The following is a 20344-nucleotide window of genomic DNA, read 5'->3' as shown; positions in this document are numbered from 1 at the left end:
TTCTGGTATGTTTACAGCAAAATCACAGCGGATTGCAAATATTTGTTTGAAAGAGGGAGGAAAATGCTTATGAAACACAATTTAAAAAAGAATGAAAAAAAGAAAAAAGTTGTATTTATCAACGGATGGAGAAAGCTGTGCAGTATGGTACTTATATTCAGCATGGCAGTATCACTTGGTGCAGGATATGTATCATCACAGGGGGTTGAAGCTAAGGCTTATGACACATCAATGTCTCAGTTTAACAAACAGTATCTCGATACAAACACTTTTACGGTAAAGGGTGAGGCTTATCTTGTTGGCACTGACAATGTTGCAAAGATAGGAAGTACGCAGACTGTTTATTCGGTGCCGGAGGGTACGAAGATTCAGGGAAAAACGATAAAATCCAAATATCTGCCACAGGATAATAACCAGACTGTCAAATATATCTGGAACGGCAGTGGAAATGTAGTCGGTGGAGGAATAGACTGGATAAGTGATCATAACTCCAGTGCAGCTTTCTTAGAGTATGAAACCACAAAATTCAAGGTACTTGCCTATGATGACCAGTGGGTTATCGTGTGGAGTGAAGGATATACACCATATAAAAACCTTACGGAATTTCAGTCGTGCAAAACTTATCTTGTACAGACGGCACACCGTCCGGGATTTTACCGTGTAAAGAGAGAACAGGTATGGCTTGATATGGGTCGTTATGAAAGCACCACCCCTAAGGATGGGGAGAAAGTTACTATTAAGGCAGAGGGCAAGACAACGAAGGCATTTGTCGGTATAAAACTTTTTAACGGAATACCGTCATGGGGGGATTCGTACCGTGTACCGATTAACACAAAGCTTCAGGTTGTATCTACAGAGCCGATAGAATCTAAGACAAAAGGTGACAAGTCAAAATACTATAAGATATATTTCAACGGTAAAAATTCCGTAGATTATATGAAATATAAAAGTTCCGGATATTATTATGTGAATGCGAAGTATGTGAATCTATATAATAAAGATACAAAAGTTCCAAAGGAAACTAAGGAAGGCAAGGTTTATAAACTTGCTGCAGGTAAAGAACTTAATGTATATGAGGAAAAGAGTACGACAAGTACGGTTCTGGGTGCAATGGAAAACGATGTCACAGTCGAATATTTCACTGATGAGACAGACGATACATGGACAACTATATGGTTTAACAGTAAAAAAGCATATGTAAAGAGTGCATACTTTTCAAAGTCTACAGCCGTAAGCGGTGGAAGTAAGGTTACTAATCTGCACATAAAAGATATTGTTAATAATCAATATGTCGTTGGCTGGGATGACCTTTACAACAGCACGGGATATAAAGTGGGAGTTATTACTTCATGGGATAAATTTCTTCTTGCAGCGAGTAAACAGATACCGGGCAGCAGAAATTATGAACTTATAGAAGATGCTGATGTTGAAACAAATTATTATAAGGTAAAAAAGTCCTGCTTTAATAAGAGAAAAACGATAGATATTTTTGTTTACGGACCGTCAAGCAAAGTAAGTGATACAGCACATATGACGCTTTCTGCACCGCCTGAGAGAGATGTAAAACCGATGGCAGAAACGAAATTATCTTATAACAAGAAAAAGAAGAAGTATGTTACGAAAAAGAATATTACGAAAAATACAGTAAAGATAGTGAATTTTTATACAGATTATGCAAAGTATGAACTTCAGTATTCTTCAAATAAGAATTTTAAAGATGCTAAAACTATCACTAAGTCAGGTGGAAATGTAAAAAAATATACAGGAAAATCTATTGTTATTAAGGGACTTAAACCTAACACGACATATTATTTTAGACAGAGATACAAGGCAGCGGTCAAGACAGATGCCGGAACAAAGTATCTTATTGCACCGTGGTCTAAGTCATTAAAGATTAAAACGCTTGCTAAGTAAAATAAATGTGTAAGTGCAATAAAAACAGCCGGGTTCGATAAAATCGAATCCGGCTGTTCTATGTTTTTGTTCTGTATCATGCATGGAACAATAGGCAAAATATCCATACATGATAAAGTTTTACTGGTTTTGATATAAAAATATAAGCATAATTTACATGATGAATAAATATTCATATGATGAATGTTATTCATCATGAATACTATCCATCGGTTTATTTTGAAACGGCTTCTACGCGAATAGTGTTTGTTTTTCCTGATACACCGCTCACCTGACCGCCGGTGAGGACAACATTGTCGCCTTTGTTTAAGTTAAATATTTTCTTTGCATGATTCATTGCGTGATAGAACATGACATCAACAGAGTTAAATTCCTCGCTGAGAACAGGAGTTACCCCCCAACTCAAATTTAATTTTCTCCATGCTTTTATGGATGTTGTCATGCCGATTATGTCAACAGGGCAGCGGAAACGGCTTACCATACGAACTGTATTTCCTGAAAGTGAACTTATGACAATACCCTTTGCGTTTGTATCAATAGCCATTGCACAGGTAGCGTGCGATATGGCATCAGTATTATCCTTTATTCTGTATTCAGTGGTTCTGAAGCGTTTTGCATAGTCAATATTCTTTTCCGTATATAATGCGATTTCTGCCATGTTTTTAACGGCAGCGACAGGGTATTTTCCTGAAGCTGACTCACCCGAAAGCATTATTGCCGATGAACCATCATAGACTGCGTTTGCAACATCAGAGATTTCAGCTCTCGTAGGGCGAGGATTCTGTATCATTGATTCAAGCATTTCAGTAGCAGTTATAACTCTTTTTCCGAGAAGTCTGCATTTTTTGATAAGATATTTCTGGATGGCGGGAACTTCTACAAATGGAATTTCCACACCTAAGTCACCTCTTGCAACCATGATTCCGTCAGCAATCTCGCAAAGTTCTTCAATGTTTTCGACACCTGAGCGGTTTTCAATCTTAGCGATAATATCAATATCTGAACCGCCGTTTTCATTTAAGAAGTTTCTAAGGTCGAGTAAATCCTGCTTTGTTGAAACAAAAGATGCTGCAACAAAATCGACCTCATTTTTGATACCAAAAAGCAAGTCTTTTTTATCCTGTTCGCTCAGATAAGGACCAGTCATCACATGATTAGGGAAATTCATGCTCTTTCGGTCGGACATTTCTCCGCCGACAATTACTTTACATATTGCATCATTTCCCTTGAGTTTAGCAACCTCAAAAATAAGTAAGCCATTGTTTACAAGGATGGTGTCACCGATTTTCAGCTCATTTATAAGATTTTTGTAACTGACTGATACACGCTTATTGTTTCCCTCAACCTCGTCAGTAGTAAATATAAAGGTGTCACCATCTTTTAAAGTAATTTTATGATTTTCAAATGTGCGTATCCTGTATTCAGGACCTTTTGTGTCGAGCATTATCGCTATTGGAAGACCAAGTTCTTCTCTTACTTTTTTGATTCTGTCTATCTTCTGCTGATGTTCTGGATGAGTTCCGTGAGAGAAATTAAGTCTCGCAACATTCATGCCTGCTAAGCACATTTGTTTTAATGTCTCTTCGCTTTCACTTGCCGGACCAATGGTACAAATAATTTTAGTTTTTCTCATGATGAGTAGCTCCTTTCGATTAGACGATTTACTTTTCAGTGCTTTTATTTATCATATCATCGCCATGTTCGCCGGTAGCATCAATATCGCTGCCCGAAAACCACAATCCAAATGCGGTAAGACCAACAATGAATAATATACCGATAATAATCAAAATGATTCGTAACATAACTTTTCCCTCCTGATATATGTTGGTACAGTGATTTTTTTAACCGTACATATGATAAAAAGCTATGTTAAATTTTCTTTTTTCCATCCTTCATATGTATATAATCGATGATAAAGGCTGTTGACCTCGGCTCACAAGCGACTGAAATATATTCAGAAAGACCTTGATACAGAGGGATATGTATCGTATCAGATATGTTTGCCAAATACAGCAGCGATTTGTAGGTGTTTGAAAAAGTTCGTATTTTATGAGAAATCTCAGGACGGGATATAAGCTCCTGTCTGCCAAGCATCTCTGGAGTACATATATCTTCGCCGGAAGATGTTATGGATAAATTATATATTGCCTCTTCAGAATGAACAGATGCAGCCTGATCAATAAAAGGTGTGGATATGGTTGATGTGTAAGAAACAAGGCAGGAAAGAATTATACACAATGTAACAAGTAAACTTGTATATCTGCATTGTTTTTCATTGAAACGCATATCTGCTCCACCTCCTTTTTAAAAAGCCGCTCATAAATTACTTATAAGAATAGCACATTGATATCAATAGGGCAAATATATTTTTGTAAAATTTATTGGATTATGAACCATTTATGATAATGTCCTAATATACCGCAAAGGAAATTGAAAGAGTCTGATTACTCGCGAAATTATCGTCGTTTTTCGACAACTAAAAGAAAAATTAAAAAAAATTTGATTATTTTATTTGTTTTTATGTCGTATTATGATAAAATATGTACAAAAAATACTTGTTTATGTATAAAAATAAGCGGTTATATGCCGTGATTATAGTGGTATAGAATAATAAAAATCATGAATAGTTTTGTGTCTGGGCACACTTGGCACAAATTTTATGTATTGGTGTTTACACTTTATGTGAGGGCGTAATCACTAAAAATGCAAAAATGTGTGCAGAAATGAGGCATATGTATGAAAAGGAAAATATTATCACTTTTAATGACATTCTGCATGGTGTTTTCTTTGACATCCTGTGGGAGCGGAGGGAAAATCGTTGACATGGTCACTAATGATACAGGCGAAAAGACGGAGGTATCACAGAACTCAGATACGGCGAAAAAGGCTGCCGATACGAACAAAGCCGGAATGAAGACTATTTCTAAAGATGAGCTGAAGATAGGTGTTCTTTATATAGGAAGTGCATCGGAGACTTCAGGTTATACATATGCACATGAGATAGGTATTCAGGGTATGGCGAACAATATCGGTCTGTCGGATAATCAGATAGTAAGAAAAGAAAGTGTAAGTGATAGTGATGAGAAAGCTATAAAAGCAGCCTTGCAGGATTGTGTTGATAAGAAATGTAATGTAATCTTTACGACAAGCTGGGGATATATGAACCAGACTGAAGAATTTGCGGAGAAATATCCTGACATATATTTTGCAAATGCAACTGGGTATCTGAGCAATGGCAAAAACTTTACGAACTATTTCGGCAGAATTTATCAGACGAGATATTTATCAGGTATAGTTGCAGGGCTTAAGACAAAGACAAATAAGATAGGTTATGTTTCTGCTATGGGTACGGATAACAGTGAGTGTACCGGAGGTGTTGACGCATTTGCGATAGGTGTTGAGTCGGTAAACAAGGCTGCAAAGGTAAAAGTTGCCGTGACAAATTCATGGTACGCACCGGATGATGAAAAAAAAGCATCAGATGCACTTATAGCAGCGGGGTGTGATGTGCTGGCACAGCATTGTGATACGACAGCACCACAGGAAGCTTCACAGGACAATGGTACATGGTCGATAGGTTACAATTCAGATATGAGTAAGGAGACACCAAAAGCAACGCTCACATCTGTTATCTGGAACTGGAGTGCTTATTACACATCATATATAAGCAGTATCATCAATGCTTCATATGATGGCAAAAATTATTATGGTGGAATGAAAGAGAACCTTGTAAGTCTTACAGAATTGTCATCGCTTTGTGAGAGCGACACAGCGGATAAGATAAAAGAAGCAAAGGAAAATATCATTTCAGGAAAGTTTGGAGTGTTTGACGGAGTGTTAAAGACAAACACGGGAAAGACTGTAGGAAAAGAGGGAAAGACACTTGATGATGCCACTATAACAGGAAAGATAAACTGGTATTATCACAATGTATCGCTGATAAACTGGAAATAGACAGGGGGTATGCCGTTATGAGGAGATTTGAAAACTGGAAATTAAAATATAAGATTTTATTTGTGGCACTTTTGCCAATTCTTGTAGTATGTATAGCCGTGATGGTGATTAATAATACGGTTATAAAAAATACTTTACTTGACAAGACAAAAAATGAACTTAAGGCGACGGCGGAGGCTTTGAGTGCCGCTTACAATCAAAATTCAGGTGAGTATTTCAAAAATGATGACGGTGAGATATGGAAAGGTACATACAATGTATCGCTTTCCCAAAAGCTGGTTACGGAAATGAGCGAGAAAACTGGAAGCAGTCTCACATTTTTTTATGGGGATAAAAGGCTTGTAACTTCCCTAAAAGATAAAAAAGGTGATTACATTCTTGGTTCTAAGGCAGGAGATTATCTAAAGAAAAATGTTCTTGAGGGAGGAAAGGATGTATTTACAAGTCGTGTCAGCGTAGAGGGGACTATGTATTATGGCTATTACATCCCAGTAAAGCAAAATAACAGTGATGACATAATAGGAATGATATTTGCCGGTATGCCGGTAAGGGAAGTTGATAAGACGATAAATCTCGTTAGCGGACTGTTGTTTTTGATATTAGGTATCGTGCTTATTTTAACGATACTTGTCAGCGTACTTGCATCAAAGGAAATTGCATCGGCGATAGAGGATAGTGTACTTGTCGTACAAAATATGGCATCGGGAAATTTAAATGTAAGTATAAACCGGAAAAATCTCGGCAGAAAAGATGAAGTAGGTAAACTTTCAGCCGGTACGAAAAGCCTTCGTGAAAGTCTTGGCAATATGATAGGTGCAATATCGGATAATACACTTAGTCTTGATGTTGCATCTCAGGATATGAGTAATATCGCAGGGCAGGCAAGTGACGCTATGGATTCGATAAGTGAAAATCTTAAGAGTGTGCTTGAAAGTGCCAAAAATCAGGCAGAAGTGACTGCAAGTGTTGATGACAATGTCAATAATATCAACATGATGCTCAAACAGACCGGGGACGAGGCAGACGGACTTTCAGATGCAGCGGATGATATGCTTGGAACGGGCAGAGAGGTCGATAACAGTCTTAAAAATCTTTACAATTCAAACGAAGAAGTTCTTGATGCGATAGAGAGGATAAGAAAGCAGACGAGCGAGACGGATATTTCTGTTGATAAGATAAAAGAAGCGGTAAATCTTATAGCGTCCATTGCAGAGGAGACAAATCTTTTGAGTTTAAATGCGTCCATAGAAGCGGCGAGAGCCGGGGAGAGTGGAAAAGGTTTTGCTGTTGTAGCTGTTGAGATAAGTAAACTTGCGGAACAGAGTAATGCGGCATCAGCCGACATAGAAAAAATGATAATGGATCTCGGAAAAAATTCTGAGAGAACAGTAGAGACTATGGAAATGGTTCAGGATGCGATAAACAGACAGTCGGATGATATGAACAATACCAGAAAGATATTTGAAAAGGTAAAAGACCGCATAAACCTTGTAGCAAAAGGTGTTGCAAATATTAGGGAAGCCACGGAGAGACTGGAAGGCGAGACTACATATATAGCTGAGGATATTAACGGACTTAATGCGGCAGCAAACAAGAATATGGAAAATGTAAAAGAGACAATGGAAGCCGGTGAGGAAGTCCTTAAAGTTGTGAAGAATGTCAGTAGTATGTCCGTGAATGTCAATACAGCCGCTAATGAAATGATGCAGTCGGTTGAAAAATTCAGAAAAAAGCAAATATAAGATAGTAAAAGCCTTATCATTAGTGATAAGGCTTTTACTATCTTTAAAGAAAAAAGAGGATTGAACTATCAGTCTTTGCTGATAGTTCAAAAAATAATGTAAAAAATGTGTACTTAATTGTTGATTAAGTACGGTACAAAAAGGAGTTGGTCTGCGATAGAGGGAGCTATCACAGACCCAAATGAAAAAAATGAAAAAGAATCTATCTCAAACATAAGTCAATAAGCTAATTTAGTTGTTGTCGAAACAGGTGACAAAAATAAGAATCACTGTATGTTTAAATTCCTACTTTTGTTTTACTCACCCGCTTCATTTATGTTTATAAGTACATTATATATGTTAATTGTGTTTGTTTTGTGTTTCATTTATGAAGTGATTGTGAAAATAAGCCCTTAAATCTAAACAAAATCTAAAAAAACACCGACAGAAGGTATGTTTTTTGTCGGTGCTTTTAAAAAGTATTATTTTAAAGTAATAAAATAATTTATTTGTACTTGTATAAGTATTGTATATTAAAAATTTAAAATATATAAATATGATTAAATCTGTCCGTATTTCTTAAGAACAGCCTGTATTCTTTCAGTAGGGTTTAACAGATCACTTATTGACTGGTCATGATTGAGTGTGTCAATAAGAAGAGCAACATATTTGCTCATATCAACATTGATATAGTAATCTCTTTTTAGAACTTCTTCAGGCTGATATACAAGATTTGTAGTAAGAACTTTGTCGATAAGTCCTTTTTCGTGAGCTTCATCAAATTTTTCCATTCCGTTTGTGAAAAGACCAAATGTAGCAGCTACAAATATACGGTTAGCTTTTCTTCTCTTTAACTCTGTGGCAACATCTATCATACTTTCGCCTGAAGAAATCATATCATCAATAATAATAACATCTTTTCCTTTGAGGTCTGAACCTAAAAATTCATGTGCTATGATAGGATTTCTTCCATCGACAATTTTACTGTAATCACGGCGTTTATAGAACATTCCTACATCAATACCGAGGACATTTGCATAATAAACGGCGCGTCCCATAGCACCTTCGTCAGGACTGATAACCATAAGGTGGTCAGTATCAATCTTGAGGTCATCGACATTTTTAAGGAGAGCTTTTATAAACTGGTATGTCGGCTGAACCGTTTCAAAACTCTTTAAAGGAATGGCATTCTGAACACGAGGGTCATGTGCATCAAAAGTGATAATACTCTCAACACCCATCTGTGTAAGTTCCTGAAGTGCAAGGGCACAATCGAGTGATTCGCGTGCACTTCTTCTGTGCTGGCGGCTCTCATATAAGAAAGGCATAATAACAGTGATTCGTCTTGCTTTGCCACCGACAGCGGCAATAATACGCTTAAGATCCTGATAATGGTCATCAGGAGACATATGATTTGTCTGACCACATACAGTATAAGTCAGATTGTAGTTACATACATCTACTAAGATATAAAGATCCTGACCTCTGACTGATTCTCTGATAATACCTTTTGCTTCGCCGGAACCAAATCTTGGGCACGCTGAATCAATGATGAATGAGTCTCTGTTGTAGCCTGCAAAAGAAGCCGCAGTAGCATGATTTTGTGCTCTGTCATTTCTCCAGTCAACAATATAGTCATTGACTCTTTTTCCCATGTCCCTGCTGCTCTCAAGTGCAAGAATACCGAGAGTACCATAAGGGATTGTTTCAGCTAATTTGTCATGTCGTTTCATAATAGTTTGTCCTCCATAATGTATTTGGATAAAGGAAAATAAATAATTTTCCCAGGTTAAGAGATAGCAATCTTAATGCGTATATCGTCACCGGCTATCATATAAAAATTATAATATCCGGTAAATCTTGAAAAGATACGCTCACTGTATCGTTCTCTCAATTCCTGAAATGAGAGATTTGTTGATATAATTGTTGATTTTTGTTTCATGTGTCTTTCTTCTATAAAATAATACAACTGGGAAGTTGTAAAACTGTTTGCCAGTTCTGTGCCCAGATCATCAATGATAAGCAGTTCACAGTTTAGAATGTATGAGACTTGTTCGTTGTTAATATACTCATCAGTCTTATAGAACTTATTTTTTTCTAAAATATCAAAAAGCTGCAAAGAAGTCAAGTACACAACGGTATGCGAGGTGTCTAAAAGCTCTTTTGCTATGCAGTGTGTAAGAAAAGTTTTTCCAACACCGGTTTCACCATAAAAGATGAGGTTATCATATGCCGTGTCAAAATGTTTAACAAAGTCAAGACAAACATCTCTGACTCTGAGAATATTTTCACGCGCTGTTAATGATAAATTTTCTATAATATGACTATTATCATAAAAATCCGGGTTAAAAGTATTAAAATTCTCTTTTTCAAGTATATCAGATAAATTTGAATTGGCATATAAAGAATTTATCTCATATTGTTTAAGACAGTGGCATGGTTTATTATCAATGTATCCTGTGTCCATACAGTCTTTACATGAATAGATAGGCGAAAGATAATCAGCCGGATAACCGTTTTTTGTAAGAAGTTCAATCTTTTTGCTGACAAGCTGTGATTTTTTTTCACGGTATGTCTGTTCATCAAGTTTTTCATCGGGACTAAGAAGTTCCATGCGTGCCTGATTTGTGGAAAGATTGATGATTTCATTTTGAATTTCCTTAAGTTTTGGAATTTTGTTAAAAAGCTTTTCATATCTTGCTGCAACAATGCGTTTGTTTTTTAATCTCAACTGGTCATACTTATACATGATATCACGATATTGAGTGTTTGATAATCCCATAAATTTCCTCCATTATAAAGATATGTACTCTCGGTATCTTCTTAAAACGAGTTGTTTTGGCTGGATTTACGATATACTGTTTTCATTTTTCGTACACTGTGTACGCACTGTGAAAATGTCATTGTGTATCAAAAATCCATATCGAAATTCTTCGTTCAGAAAATTCCGAGAGCACATAGATGGAAAGTTTTGCTGTTGCTGGTTCAGCGTGCAAATCTTTATTATCTGTTTAAAAGTTTTTTTTCAAGTTCACTTATCTCAGCGTGAGATGTATCTCTCTGTCTGAAAGTGTTAAATTGGTTTTTCTTTACATAACCATTAACGGAGCTGCCTGTTGTGTTATATCTGTAGCTGCCTGAATTTGAGTTATCCTTTTGTGATTTTTTATCAGCTTTGTTCTTGGCATATATTTCGTCAGCTTTTTCAACATCGAGTAATGTTTTTATACCTGATTTATGCCAGTTGTCGAGTATGCCATCTGTATATTTGAAGTCTGCTTTCTGGATTTTTAACATTGTGCGGTTGCACGCTTCAAGAATTACGCTTAAGTCAATGCTCCAGTCTTTCTGCCACTTTTCAACAAACTGTTTTTCAATCATTGCGAGAGGTCTTCCAAGTCCAAACGCTTTTGATATGGCGGTATGTGCCGTATTGTAATCAGTAGATTCTTTTTTTGCATCTTCAGGTGTTTTTACACCGCGCTCATGCCAGGCTAATGCAACAGCCTGTATGTAGCTTGAATTACTCTTTCCGAGTGAGATACAATATTCATAAAGATGAAGAAGTAAGTCGGAAGAAAAGTGCAATGTACCATAAAGATATGATATAAGTTCTATCTCATTTGGCTTGAACGGTCTTTCAAGAAACGATTCGATAACCTGACATGCCCATTTAAAATCCTGATTTGAGGCAAGTTCTTTTAATTGTTTAGGAGAGACAGTAACAGGTTTGCTGTTTAAAAATCTGTTTTCTGTTTCTTTAGTGCCGGAAAAAGGCATCTGTTCAGTACTTGCTATATCATCAATTACTTCGTCAGTCTGTGTATACTTCTTTATGGATTCATATACATCATCAGGGTTATACATATCTATGGAAATTAAGTTATCTTCATTATCAACAGTGATGCAGATAAGCCCTTTTTTTTCCCAATGCTGTAAAGCACGAATAATATCTCTTTCGGTGCTGTCCATTTTATCAGCAAGCTCGGAAACCGATATGTCCGTTTTTCCAGCCTGGATATATTCTGACAGGTAAAGATAAACTTTTACATAACTGCCGTTTGCATCAAGCATAAAATGCTCGATAAAAGCATTGCTTATCACTGTATTCGGTTTTATATATCCCGTACAGGAGAAAACATTTTCCATGATAAACCTCGTTTCTTTGTAGTATAAAATTTATGATATAAATAGTCCACCGAATTGTATTTTATCATGTTTTAAAAATGTTTCAAGTCATTGATGTAAAACAGCTATGTGGATTGATAAAATGTGGATAATGTGGAAAATGTTAATAATAGGACAAAATGCCTGAAATACCTATTATACCGGGAATAAAAATATCCACAATGGATTGTGAAGAATTATTAACAATCTATTGTGGATAATGTGGATAACTTATTTGTTGACGAGTGCTTCGCCTATGGATACTACATTTCCGGCACCCATAGTTATCAACAAATCACCGTTGATACAATTTTCAAGTAAAAATTTTTCAATTTCATCAAAACTTGGAAAATAGTATGCTTTTTTGCCAAGTTTTTCAAGCTCCGCCTGGAGTGTTTTTGATGAAATATCGCCCGGATCCTGTTCTCTGGCAGCATAAATATCAGCAAGAACAATATTTTCTGCAAGTGAAAGAGCCTGCACAAATTCTTTTAAAAGAGCTCTTGTTCTGCTGTAAGTGTGCGGCTGGAAAACGCACCAGAGGTGTTTGTGTGGATATTTCTGTGCTGCAGCAAGTGTAGCTGCGATTTCTGTCGGATGGTGTGCATAATCATCAATGACAGTAACACCGTTAAATGTACCTTTAAGTTCAAAACGGCGTTCAGTTCCGACAAAATCAGAAAGACCATTTAATATAGAAGCTTCGTCTATTCCATAATATTCTGATAAAGCTATTGCCGAAAGTGAATTTGATATATTGTGCCTGCCAACTACATTAAGCTTAATCTGCATATCTGTTTTCTGGCCGTTTCTTATGAGTGTGTAACAGCCATGACCTTTTTCATCAAAGCTGATGTCTGCTGCAGAGTAATCGGCACCATCATCAAGACCGAAAGTGATGACCTTGCATTTGAGTCCGTCTGTTATCTCGTTTAATTTGTCAATATCCTTATTTATAACAAGGACACCGTTTTCTGGTATAAGTTCTGCGTATTTGCGGAATGAATGTCTTATGTCGTCAATGTCTTTGAAGAAATCAAGATGGTCTGCATCGACATTTAAGATGATTCCTGCTGTAGGATGGAATTTTAAAAAGCTGTTTGTGTACTCGCAGGCTTCAGTGATGAAATTCTCTGAATGGCCGATGCGGATATTTCCGCCTATTGCATCAAGAATACCGCCTACTGATATAGTAGGGTCTTTTTTTGCCGCAAGAAAAATCTGTGACAGCATTGAAGTGGTAGTAGTTTTGCCGTGAGTACCGGAAATGCCGATGGCATTTGGATAATTTTTCATGACCTGACCTACCATTTCAGCTCTTTCCATCATAGGAATACCAAGCTCTTTTGCCCTGACAAATTCAGGATTATCAGGATGAATTGCAGCAGTGTAAACCACAAAGTCAATATCTGCTGTAATATTTTCGGTTTTCTGTCCATATATGATATTTATGCCTAAGCTCTCAAGATGATCTGTTATCTTGCTTTCTTTCATATCTGAGCCACAGACATTGAAGCCGTTTTCATGAAGAAGCTGGGCGAAACCGCTCATGCTTATACCCCCGATTCCGATAAAAAATACTTTGCATGGATTATTAAGATTTATTTGATACATAATTCCACCGTCCTATCTGTTTTTATAAGTTATCTCTTCTTATATTAAAACAATGAATGGAAAAAAACAATTACAAAATAAAAATGTAATAAAAATATAAATTATTTGTAATTAAAAGGGATTAAAAAACTTATTATGGATGCACGAATTAAAAATTAGAATTAAAGAGAAAAAGCTGATGAACTAAAGGAACAACAAAGAAATTTTTGCTAAATATTTATACATAATAGGTAAATTATGAAAAAATTTGTTAAATATTACAAAAAATAGTTTAAAAAAAATGACGAATTTGTTCACATTTTGTTCATGATGTGTTATAATAAATTGCACGGGGAATGAATATACTATATTGTCACAAAAAAAATCCGTAATTGTGAAATATGAAATTTCGTAAAAGGTCATAAATGGTTTATTCCATTGCCTTGAACTTATAGGTGGACAAGTAATGGGTGACTGTATATATATGAATTTCAAACGAAAAAACATAAAAGGGGTGATAGTGTGATTAAAAAAGAAATGATAGCGATGCTTTTGGCAGGCGGACAGGGCTCAAGACTTGGAGTTCTCACTGCTGATGTTGCAAAACCGGCAGTGTCATTCGGAGGAAAGTACAGGATTATTGATTTTCCGCTTAGCAACTGCATTAATTCAGGAGTAGACACGGTAGGTGTTCTTACACAGTACCAGCCACTTAGGCTGAATACACATATTGGAATAGGTATTCCGTGGGATTTGGATAGAAATGTAGGTGGTGTGTCTATACTGCCACCATATGAAAAGAGTGCAAGCAGTGAATGGTACACGGGAACGGCAAATGCAATCTATCAGAATTTAAAATACATGGAATATTTTAATCCTGACTATGTGCTTATACTTGGCGGAGATCATATTTATAAGATGGATTATGAGGTCATGCTTGATTTTCACAAGGCAAATAAGGCTGATGTTACACTTGCAACGATTCCGGTTCCTATCGAGGAAGCAAGCAGATTTGGTGTAGTGATAACTGATGATAGCGGAAAGATTCAGGAGTTTGAGGAAAAACCTGAGCATCCGAGAAGCAATCTTGCTTCAATGGGTATTTACATATTCTCGTGGCCTGTTTTAAGAGAGGCACTCATAAAGCTTAAAGACCAGCCGGCGTGTGATTTTGGAAAACATATTATTCCTTATTGCCATGAGCAGGGAAAACGCATCTTTGCATATGAGTACAACGGATACTGGAAAGATGTAGGAACACTCGGAGCATACTGGGAAGCAAACATGGAACTTACAGACCTTATACCTGTATTTAATCTTTATGAGGAGTATTGGAAGATTTATACAAAGAGTGATAAGATTCCACCGCAGTTTGTATCAGATGAAGCGTCTATTGACAGATCGATTATAGGTGAAGCTTCAGAGATATATGGCAATGTAAGTAATTCTGTTATAGGTACCGGTGTATATATTGCACCCGGAGCTGTAGTAAGAGACTCCATCATTATGAGTTCATCATATATTGATGAGGGCACTGTTATAGACAAGGCTATAATTGCAGAAAGTGTAAAGATAGGAAAGAATTGCAAGATTGGTGTCGGTGAAGAAAAACCAAACAAGTTTAAGCCTGATATATATGCTTTCGGACTTGCGACTATAGGTGAGGATAGTGTTATCCCGGATGGAGTAAGTGTAGGAAAGAATACGGCTATATCAGGAGTGACGGAACTTAGCGATTATCCAAACGGATTGCTCGACAGTGGTGAAAGTTTGATTAAGGCAGGTGATAAGGTATGAGAGCAATAGGAATCGTGCTTGCTGGAGGAAACAGCAGCAGAATGAAAGAGTTATCAAACAAAAGGGCAGTGGCAGCTATGCCTATCGCCGGCGGATACAGGAGTATTGACTTTGTTCTTAGCAATATGAGCAATTCGCATATCCAGAAAGTAGCTGTATTTACACAGTACAATGCAAAATCACTTAATGAACATCTCAATTCATCAAAGTGGTGGGATTTTGGAAGAAAGCAGGGAGGTCTGTATGTGTTTACGCCTACGACTACACCGGAAAACAGTTATTGGTACAGAGGAACTGCCGATGCCATAGCACAGAACCTTGATTTTCTCAAATCAAGCCATGAACCATATGTTGTAATCGCTTCAGGTGATGGCGTTTATAAAATGGACTACGCAAAAGTGCTCGAATATCATATTGCAAAAAAAGCAGACATTACTATAGTTACATCGACGGTTGATGAGAGAGATGATCCAAGTAGATTTGGTGTTATAAATACCGATGCTGACGGCAGAGTTACTGACTTCGAGGAGAAGCCTATCACGACAGACGGTCGTCAGGTTTCAACGGGTATATATATAATAAGAAGACGCCAGCTTATAGAACTTATAGAAAAAGCTGCTGAGGAAGAAAGACATGACTTTGTAACAGATATTCTTATAAGATATAAAAATGTCAAGAAGATATATGCTTATAAGATGGATACATATTGGAGCAATATCGCATCAGTTGATTCTTATTACAATACAAATATGGATTTTCTTAAGAAAGATGTGAGAGATTACTTCTTTAGACAGTATCCTGATATATATTCAAAGGTTGAAGATCTTCCACCGGTTAAATATAATCTCGGTTCAAATGTGAAGAACAGTCTTGTTTCGAGCGGTTGTATAATAAACGGTTCGGTAGAAAATTCTATTCTGTTTAAAAAGGTGTATGTTGGAAATAACTGTACTATCAAAAATTCCATCATTTTAAATGATGTATATATAGGAGATAATACTCACATTGAAAACTGCATAGTTGAGAGCCGTGATACTATCAGGGCAAATACAAGTTATGTAGGAGAAAATGGTCAGATAAAGATTGTTATCGAAAAGAATGAAAGATATGCACTATAATAGGAAGAAATACATTTAAAAAAGAATATATAAAGCATTAGCACATCATGGCAGTTTGTCATGATGTGTTGTGGTGATAAAGGAAAAAAGGGGGTTAAGCTGTGCAGATAACAGATATAAGAGTACGAAAGCTTACAAAAGAAGGAAAGATGAAAGCTGTTGTATCGGTTACGTTTGATGATGTATTTGTTGTTCATGACATAAAAGTCATAGATGGCGACAAAGGACTGTTTATTGCAATGCCAAGCAGACGTGCGGGAGACGGTGAATATCGTGATATAGCACATCCTATAAATTCAGATATGCGTGACAGGCTTCAGAGTGAGATACTTGCAAAGTATGAAGAAGCTGTTAAAGAAATCAGGGAAAATGAAACTGCAGAGGAATAATATGCGGCAGCAGTTAGTATGTGATACTGTAAAACTAGAAAATATAAAAATGGTATAAGGTAAAAATCGCTAAAAGCATCGTATAAAAACGATGCTTTTTGTGCATTTTGTAGAAAAATGAAAAAAGTTGTGAAAAACTGAAAAAAGGCTTGCAAAACCTTTTGAGTCGGTGTATAATAGCAACTGCTGTGACATTGATAGCTGTGAAGCGTGAGGTTGCTGCCCTGATGGCAGGTTTTCCGTGGAGCGAATGTCAAGTTAGGAAACTGGCGACAAGTCACTGTACAACAATTTGATATCTTATATGTAACATTAGGAAACATATTTAGATAAGGCGGGATTTTCTGCGGCTTAATTGTAAACCATAGCAGGAAACACCCGGATAAGTGTACAGTCACCACTTGTTCCGCTGAAATTAGCAGACTTGGCAAAAAGCCAGATCAGTATGTCTGCAAAAAGTGCGAAAAGGAGGCGGCTTTTTTTATGGCAACAAATGTAATGAGAATTACACTTAAAGCGTATGACCACAATCAGATCGATCATGCTGCTGGAAAGATTATTGAGACATTGAAGAAAAACGGGGCAAAGGTTAGCGGTCCTGTACCTCTTCCAACAAAGAAGGAAGTTGTAACAATTCTTCGTGCCGTTCATAAGTACAAGGATTCCAGAGAGCAGTTCGAGCAGAGAACTCACAAGAGACTGATTGATGTTATCGCTCCTACACAGAAGACTATCGAAGCTCTTACTAAGATGGATATTCCTTCTGGCGTAGCAGTCAATCTTAAAATGAAAGAAAAATAATTCTGAGAATATCTCAGTTTGGAATGTTTCTTATATTATAAGAAAGAATTCCTATTTGAAATGAGTAAGTCCTTAGGGTTTATATATAAATCGCGTAATATGCGGTTCGAGTTTTTGGTTTACGAACTTGCACATTATAGACCGTCTAGGATGATTTCAAATTTTTTAGAATTTGAAATCCGCTGTAGATTAACAGGAGGTGCAAAACAATGAATAAAGCTATTTTAGCTACAAAGGTCGGTATGACACAGATCTTTAATGAAAACGGAGTTTTAACTCCAGTCACTGTACTTCAGGCTGGTCCTTGCTATGTAACACAGGTAAAGACAGTTGACAATGATGGATACAGTGCAGTTCAGGTAGGTTTTGTTGATAAGAAAGATAAAGTTATCACAAAAGATGCCTCAGGTAAAAAAGAAATCAAGAGAAGTCATGGTGTTAATAAGCCATTACAGGGACATTTTGCAAAGGCTGGTGTTTCTGGAAAGAGATATCTGAAAGAATTCAAGTTTGAAAACGCTGAAGAGTACACACTCGGTCAGGAAATCAAAGCTGATATCTTTGAAGCAGGCGACAAGATCGATGCAACAGGAACTTCAAAAGGTAAAGGATTCCAGGGTGCAATCAAGAGACATGGTCTTCACAGAGGACCTATGGGACATGGTTCTAAGTTCCACAGACACGCAGGTTCAAATGGAGCTTGTTCAGATCCGAGCCGTGTATTCAAGGGTAAGAAGATGCCTGGTCAGATGGGTTCAGTAAAAGTTACTATCCAGAACCTTGAAATCGTAAAGGTAGATGCAGAGCAGAACTTAATCTTAGTTAAGGGAGCTGTTCCGGGACCTAAGAAAGCTTGTGTAGTATTAAAGGAAAGCGTTAAGGCTTCTAAATAATTCTTTTAGAAAGGAGGAAAACACAGATGGCTAACGTATCTGTTTATAATATGGAAGGTAGCGAAGTTGGCAAGATGGACTTAAATGACAATGTATTCGCTGCAAAAGTAAATGAACATTTAATGCATATGGCTGTTGTTTTACAGCTTGCAAATAAACGTCAGGGCACACAGAAAGCTAAGACTCGTTCAGAGGTCAGAGGCGGTGGAAGAAAGCCTTGGAGACAGAAGGGAACAGGTCATGCAAGACAGGGTTCTACAAGAGCTCCACAGTGGACAGGCGGCGGAATCGTTTTCGCTCCAACTCCTAGAGATTACTCTTTCAAGATGAACAAGAAAGAGAAAGCAGGAGCAATTAAGTCTGCTTTGACAACAAGAGTAAATGAAGAAAAATTCTTCGTATTAGATTCTCTTAAATTTGATGAGATTAAGACAAAGAAAATGGTTGCTGTACTTGATGCATTAAAAGTAAACAAAGCACTTGTAATCCTTGATGGTGAGGACAATGCAAATGTTGCAGTTTCAGCAAGAAACATTGAAGGAGTAAGAACTGTTCCTGTAAATGCAATCAATGTATATGACATTATGAAATATGAGACAGTTATTCTTACAAAGAGTGCTGTAGCTAAAATCGAGGAGGTGTACGCATAATGGCAGATTTAAAGTATTATGACATCATCCAGAAGCCTATTATCACAGAGAAATCTATGACAGCTATGGAAGAAAAGAAGTACACTTTCGCTGTACACACAGAAGCAACTAAGGCTCAGATTAAAGAAGCTGTTGAGAAGCTTTTTGAGGGAACAAAGGTTGCTAAAGTCAACACAATGAACTTAGACGGAAAGACACGTCGCCGTGGTAGAACAGTTGGAAAGACAGCTAAGTCTAAGAAAGCTATTGTTAAGTTGACAGAGGATAGCAAGGACATCGAAATCTTTGAAGGTCTGTAAGATACAGCCCTAAAGATGAGATAAAGCATCCAGAGGTCGGAAATATCGCGTGGAAAACCTATCGCGCGAATCATTTTATAATGAGTATTGAAAGGAGAAAATGTCATGGGAATTAAATCATTTAACCCATATACACCTTCTAGAAGACACATGACAGTTGTTGACAGAACAGAGCTTTCAACGGCTGCACCTGAGAAGTCGCTCACAGTGTCATTGAAGAAGAACGCTGGTCGTAATGCTCAGGGTAAGATTACTGTAAGACATCGCGGTGGCGGTTCAAAGAGAAAATACAGAATCATTGATTTTAAGAGAAATAAAGATGGTGTTCCAGCAACAGTAAAGAGTATTGAGTATGATCCAAACAGAACAGCAAACATTGCACTTATCGCATATGCTGATGGACAGAAAGCTTACATCCTTGCTCCAGAAGGACTTAAGGTTGGACAGAAAGTTATGAACGGTGCTGATGCTGAGATCGCAGTTGGAAACTGTCTCCCACTTGAGAATATTCCAGTTGGTACACAGATTCACAACATCGAGCTTATGCCTGGTAAGGGTGGACAGCTTGTACGTGCAGCAGGAAACAGTGCACAGCTTATGGCTAAAGAAGGAAAGTATGCAACGCTCAGACTTCCTTCAGGCGAAATGAGAATGGTACCTATCGGTGCCCGTGCAACAATCGGTGTTATCGGAAACGGTGAGCATGCACTTGTAAACATCGGTAAAGCAGGACGTAAACGTAACATGGGTATCAGACCTACAGTTCGTGGTTCTGTTATGAACCCTAACGATCATCCACACGGTGGTGGTGAAGGTAAGACCAGTGTCGGACGTCCGGGTCCATGTACTCCTTGGGGTAAACCTGCTCTTGGTCTTAAGACACGTAAGAAGAACAACAAGTCAAATAAGATGATTGTTAGAAGAAGAGATGGTAAAGCCTTAACTAAATAATATATGCTGAGAAATGTTGAAGTAAGGCTTCAGCCTTAGCTAAATAATTTATTTAACAGGCAGCCACATGAGTTGAATTGGATTAGCCGGTGATCAT

The 20344-nt window shown here is 37.1% G+C and carries 18 protein-coding genes; 11 read left to right on the top strand and 7 right to left on the bottom strand.

The genetic code is table 11. The annotated features are described in order from the left end of the window. The first annotated feature begins 69 nt into the window (after window positions 1-69). Window positions 70-1914, top strand: coding sequence for a fibronectin type III domain-containing protein (locus DWZ63_RS03945; RefSeq protein WP_118498779.1), 1845 nt, complete (start codon window positions 70-72; stop codon window positions 1912-1914). A gap of 214 nt (window positions 1915-2128) precedes the next feature. Here the strand turns inward: DWZ63_RS03945 and pyk are convergent, their stop codons facing one another. From pyk to DWZ63_RS03935, 3 genes are all read right to left on the bottom strand, one after another. Further along, the gene (gene pyk, locus DWZ63_RS03940) at window positions 2129-3547 is read right to left on the bottom strand and encodes a pyruvate kinase (protein ID WP_022014845.1); all 1419 of its coding nucleotides are present in this window, start codon (window positions 3545-3547) and stop codon (window positions 2129-2131) included. 28 nt (window positions 3548-3575) lie between these two features. Next, the gene (locus tag DWZ63_RS15615; protein WP_182431439.1) at window positions 3576-3716 is read right to left on the bottom strand and encodes a hypothetical protein; all 141 of its coding nucleotides are present in this window, start codon (window positions 3714-3716) and stop codon (window positions 3576-3578) included. A gap of 67 nt (window positions 3717-3783) precedes the next feature. Beyond that, window positions 3784-4200 carry a hypothetical protein gene (locus DWZ63_RS03935; RefSeq protein WP_118498777.1) on the bottom strand — a complete coding sequence of 139 codons (417 nt, stop codon included), beginning with the start codon at window positions 4198-4200 and terminating at the stop codon, window positions 3784-3786. A gap of 450 nt (window positions 4201-4650) precedes the next feature. Here DWZ63_RS03935 and DWZ63_RS03930 point away from each other — a divergent pair, with 450 nt between their 5' ends. Together DWZ63_RS03930 and DWZ63_RS03925 are read left to right on the top strand one after the other, a co-directional pair. Further along, window positions 4651-5868: a BMP family ABC transporter substrate-binding protein gene (locus tag DWZ63_RS03930; protein WP_118498775.1), complete on the top strand. Its 1218-nt coding sequence runs from the start codon at window positions 4651-4653 to the stop codon at window positions 5866-5868. A gap of 17 nt (window positions 5869-5885) precedes the next feature. Then, entirely contained in the window at window positions 5886-7610 is a 1725-nt protein-coding gene (locus tag DWZ63_RS03925; protein ID WP_055945187.1) for a methyl-accepting chemotaxis protein, read from the top strand. Window positions 7611-8149: 539 nt separating this feature from the next. On the opposite strand, the gene DWZ63_RS03920 is transcribed toward DWZ63_RS03925, so the two are convergent. From DWZ63_RS03920 to murC, 4 genes are all read right to left on the bottom strand, one after another. Continuing rightward, window positions 8150-9322 carry a ribose-phosphate pyrophosphokinase gene (locus DWZ63_RS03920; RefSeq protein WP_055945185.1) on the bottom strand — a complete coding sequence of 391 codons (1173 nt, stop codon included), beginning with the start codon at window positions 9320-9322 and terminating at the stop codon, window positions 8150-8152. 56 nt (window positions 9323-9378) lie between these two features. Then, entirely contained in the window at window positions 9379-10371 is a 993-nt protein-coding gene (locus tag DWZ63_RS03915; RefSeq protein ID WP_022014851.1) for an ATP-binding protein, read from the bottom strand. A 221-nt stretch (window positions 10372-10592) separates the two neighbouring features. Next, window positions 10593-11738, bottom strand: coding sequence for a DnaD domain protein (locus DWZ63_RS03910; RefSeq protein ID WP_118498773.1), 1146 nt, complete (start codon window positions 11736-11738; stop codon window positions 10593-10595). A gap of 249 nt (window positions 11739-11987) precedes the next feature. Further along, window positions 11988-13370, bottom strand: a complete 1383-nt coding sequence (gene murC, locus DWZ63_RS03905; RefSeq protein ID WP_118498771.1) for a UDP-N-acetylmuramate--L-alanine ligase — start codon at window positions 13368-13370, stop codon at window positions 11988-11990. 501 nt (window positions 13371-13871) lie between these two features. Here murC and DWZ63_RS03900 point away from each other — a divergent pair. The 8 genes from DWZ63_RS03900 to rplB all read left to right on the top strand — a co-directional run bounded on the left by DWZ63_RS03900 (window position 13872) and on the right by rplB (window position 20247). Further along, entirely contained in the window at window positions 13872-15146 is a 1275-nt protein-coding gene (locus DWZ63_RS03900; protein WP_022014854.1) for a glucose-1-phosphate adenylyltransferase, read from the top strand. After that, the gene (glgD, locus tag DWZ63_RS03895; RefSeq protein ID WP_055945180.1) at window positions 15143-16264 is read left to right on the top strand and encodes a glucose-1-phosphate adenylyltransferase subunit GlgD; all 1122 of its coding nucleotides are present in this window, start codon (window positions 15143-15145) and stop codon (window positions 16262-16264) included. Before DWZ63_RS03900 ends, glgD begins: the two co-directional genes overlap by 4 nt. A 101-nt stretch (window positions 16265-16365) precedes the next feature. Further along, on the top strand, window positions 16366-16653 hold the full coding sequence (spoVG, locus tag DWZ63_RS03890) for a septation regulator SpoVG (RefSeq protein ID WP_055945177.1): 288 nt from the start codon (window positions 16366-16368) through the stop codon (window positions 16651-16653). A 483-nt stretch (window positions 16654-17136) separates the two neighbouring features. Beyond that, complete coding sequence (rpsJ, locus tag DWZ63_RS03885) at window positions 17137-17454, top strand: 30S ribosomal protein S10 (RefSeq protein ID WP_022014857.1); 318 nt, start codon at window positions 17137-17139, stop codon at window positions 17452-17454. A 209-nt stretch (window positions 17455-17663) separates the two neighbouring features. Next, window positions 17664-18347: a 50S ribosomal protein L3 gene (gene rplC / locus DWZ63_RS03880; RefSeq protein ID WP_055945175.1), complete on the top strand. Its 684-nt coding sequence runs from the start codon at window positions 17664-17666 to the stop codon at window positions 18345-18347. A 26-nt stretch (window positions 18348-18373) separates the two neighbouring features. Further along, the gene (gene rplD / locus DWZ63_RS03875) at window positions 18374-18997 is read left to right on the top strand and encodes a 50S ribosomal protein L4 (protein WP_022014859.1); all 624 of its coding nucleotides are present in this window, start codon (window positions 18374-18376) and stop codon (window positions 18995-18997) included. Then, window positions 18997-19296: a 50S ribosomal protein L23 gene (rplW, locus tag DWZ63_RS03870; RefSeq protein WP_022014860.1), complete on the top strand. Its 300-nt coding sequence runs from the start codon at window positions 18997-18999 to the stop codon at window positions 19294-19296. Before rplD ends, rplW begins: the two co-directional genes overlap by 1 nt. A gap of 105 nt (window positions 19297-19401) precedes the next feature. Beyond that, the gene (rplB, locus tag DWZ63_RS03865; RefSeq protein ID WP_055945172.1) at window positions 19402-20247 is read left to right on the top strand and encodes a 50S ribosomal protein L2; all 846 of its coding nucleotides are present in this window, start codon (window positions 19402-19404) and stop codon (window positions 20245-20247) included. The last annotated feature ends 97 nt before the right edge of the window (window positions 20248-20344 follow it).

Source organism: Clostridium sp. AF34-13 (assembly GCF_003477845.1).
GTDB classification, from domain to species: Bacteria; Bacillota; Clostridia; order Lachnospirales; family Lachnospiraceae; genus Butyribacter; species Butyribacter intestini.
The sequence above is the reverse complement of the archived record's forward strand: the minus strand, read 5'-3'. Positions and strand labels throughout refer to the sequence as shown.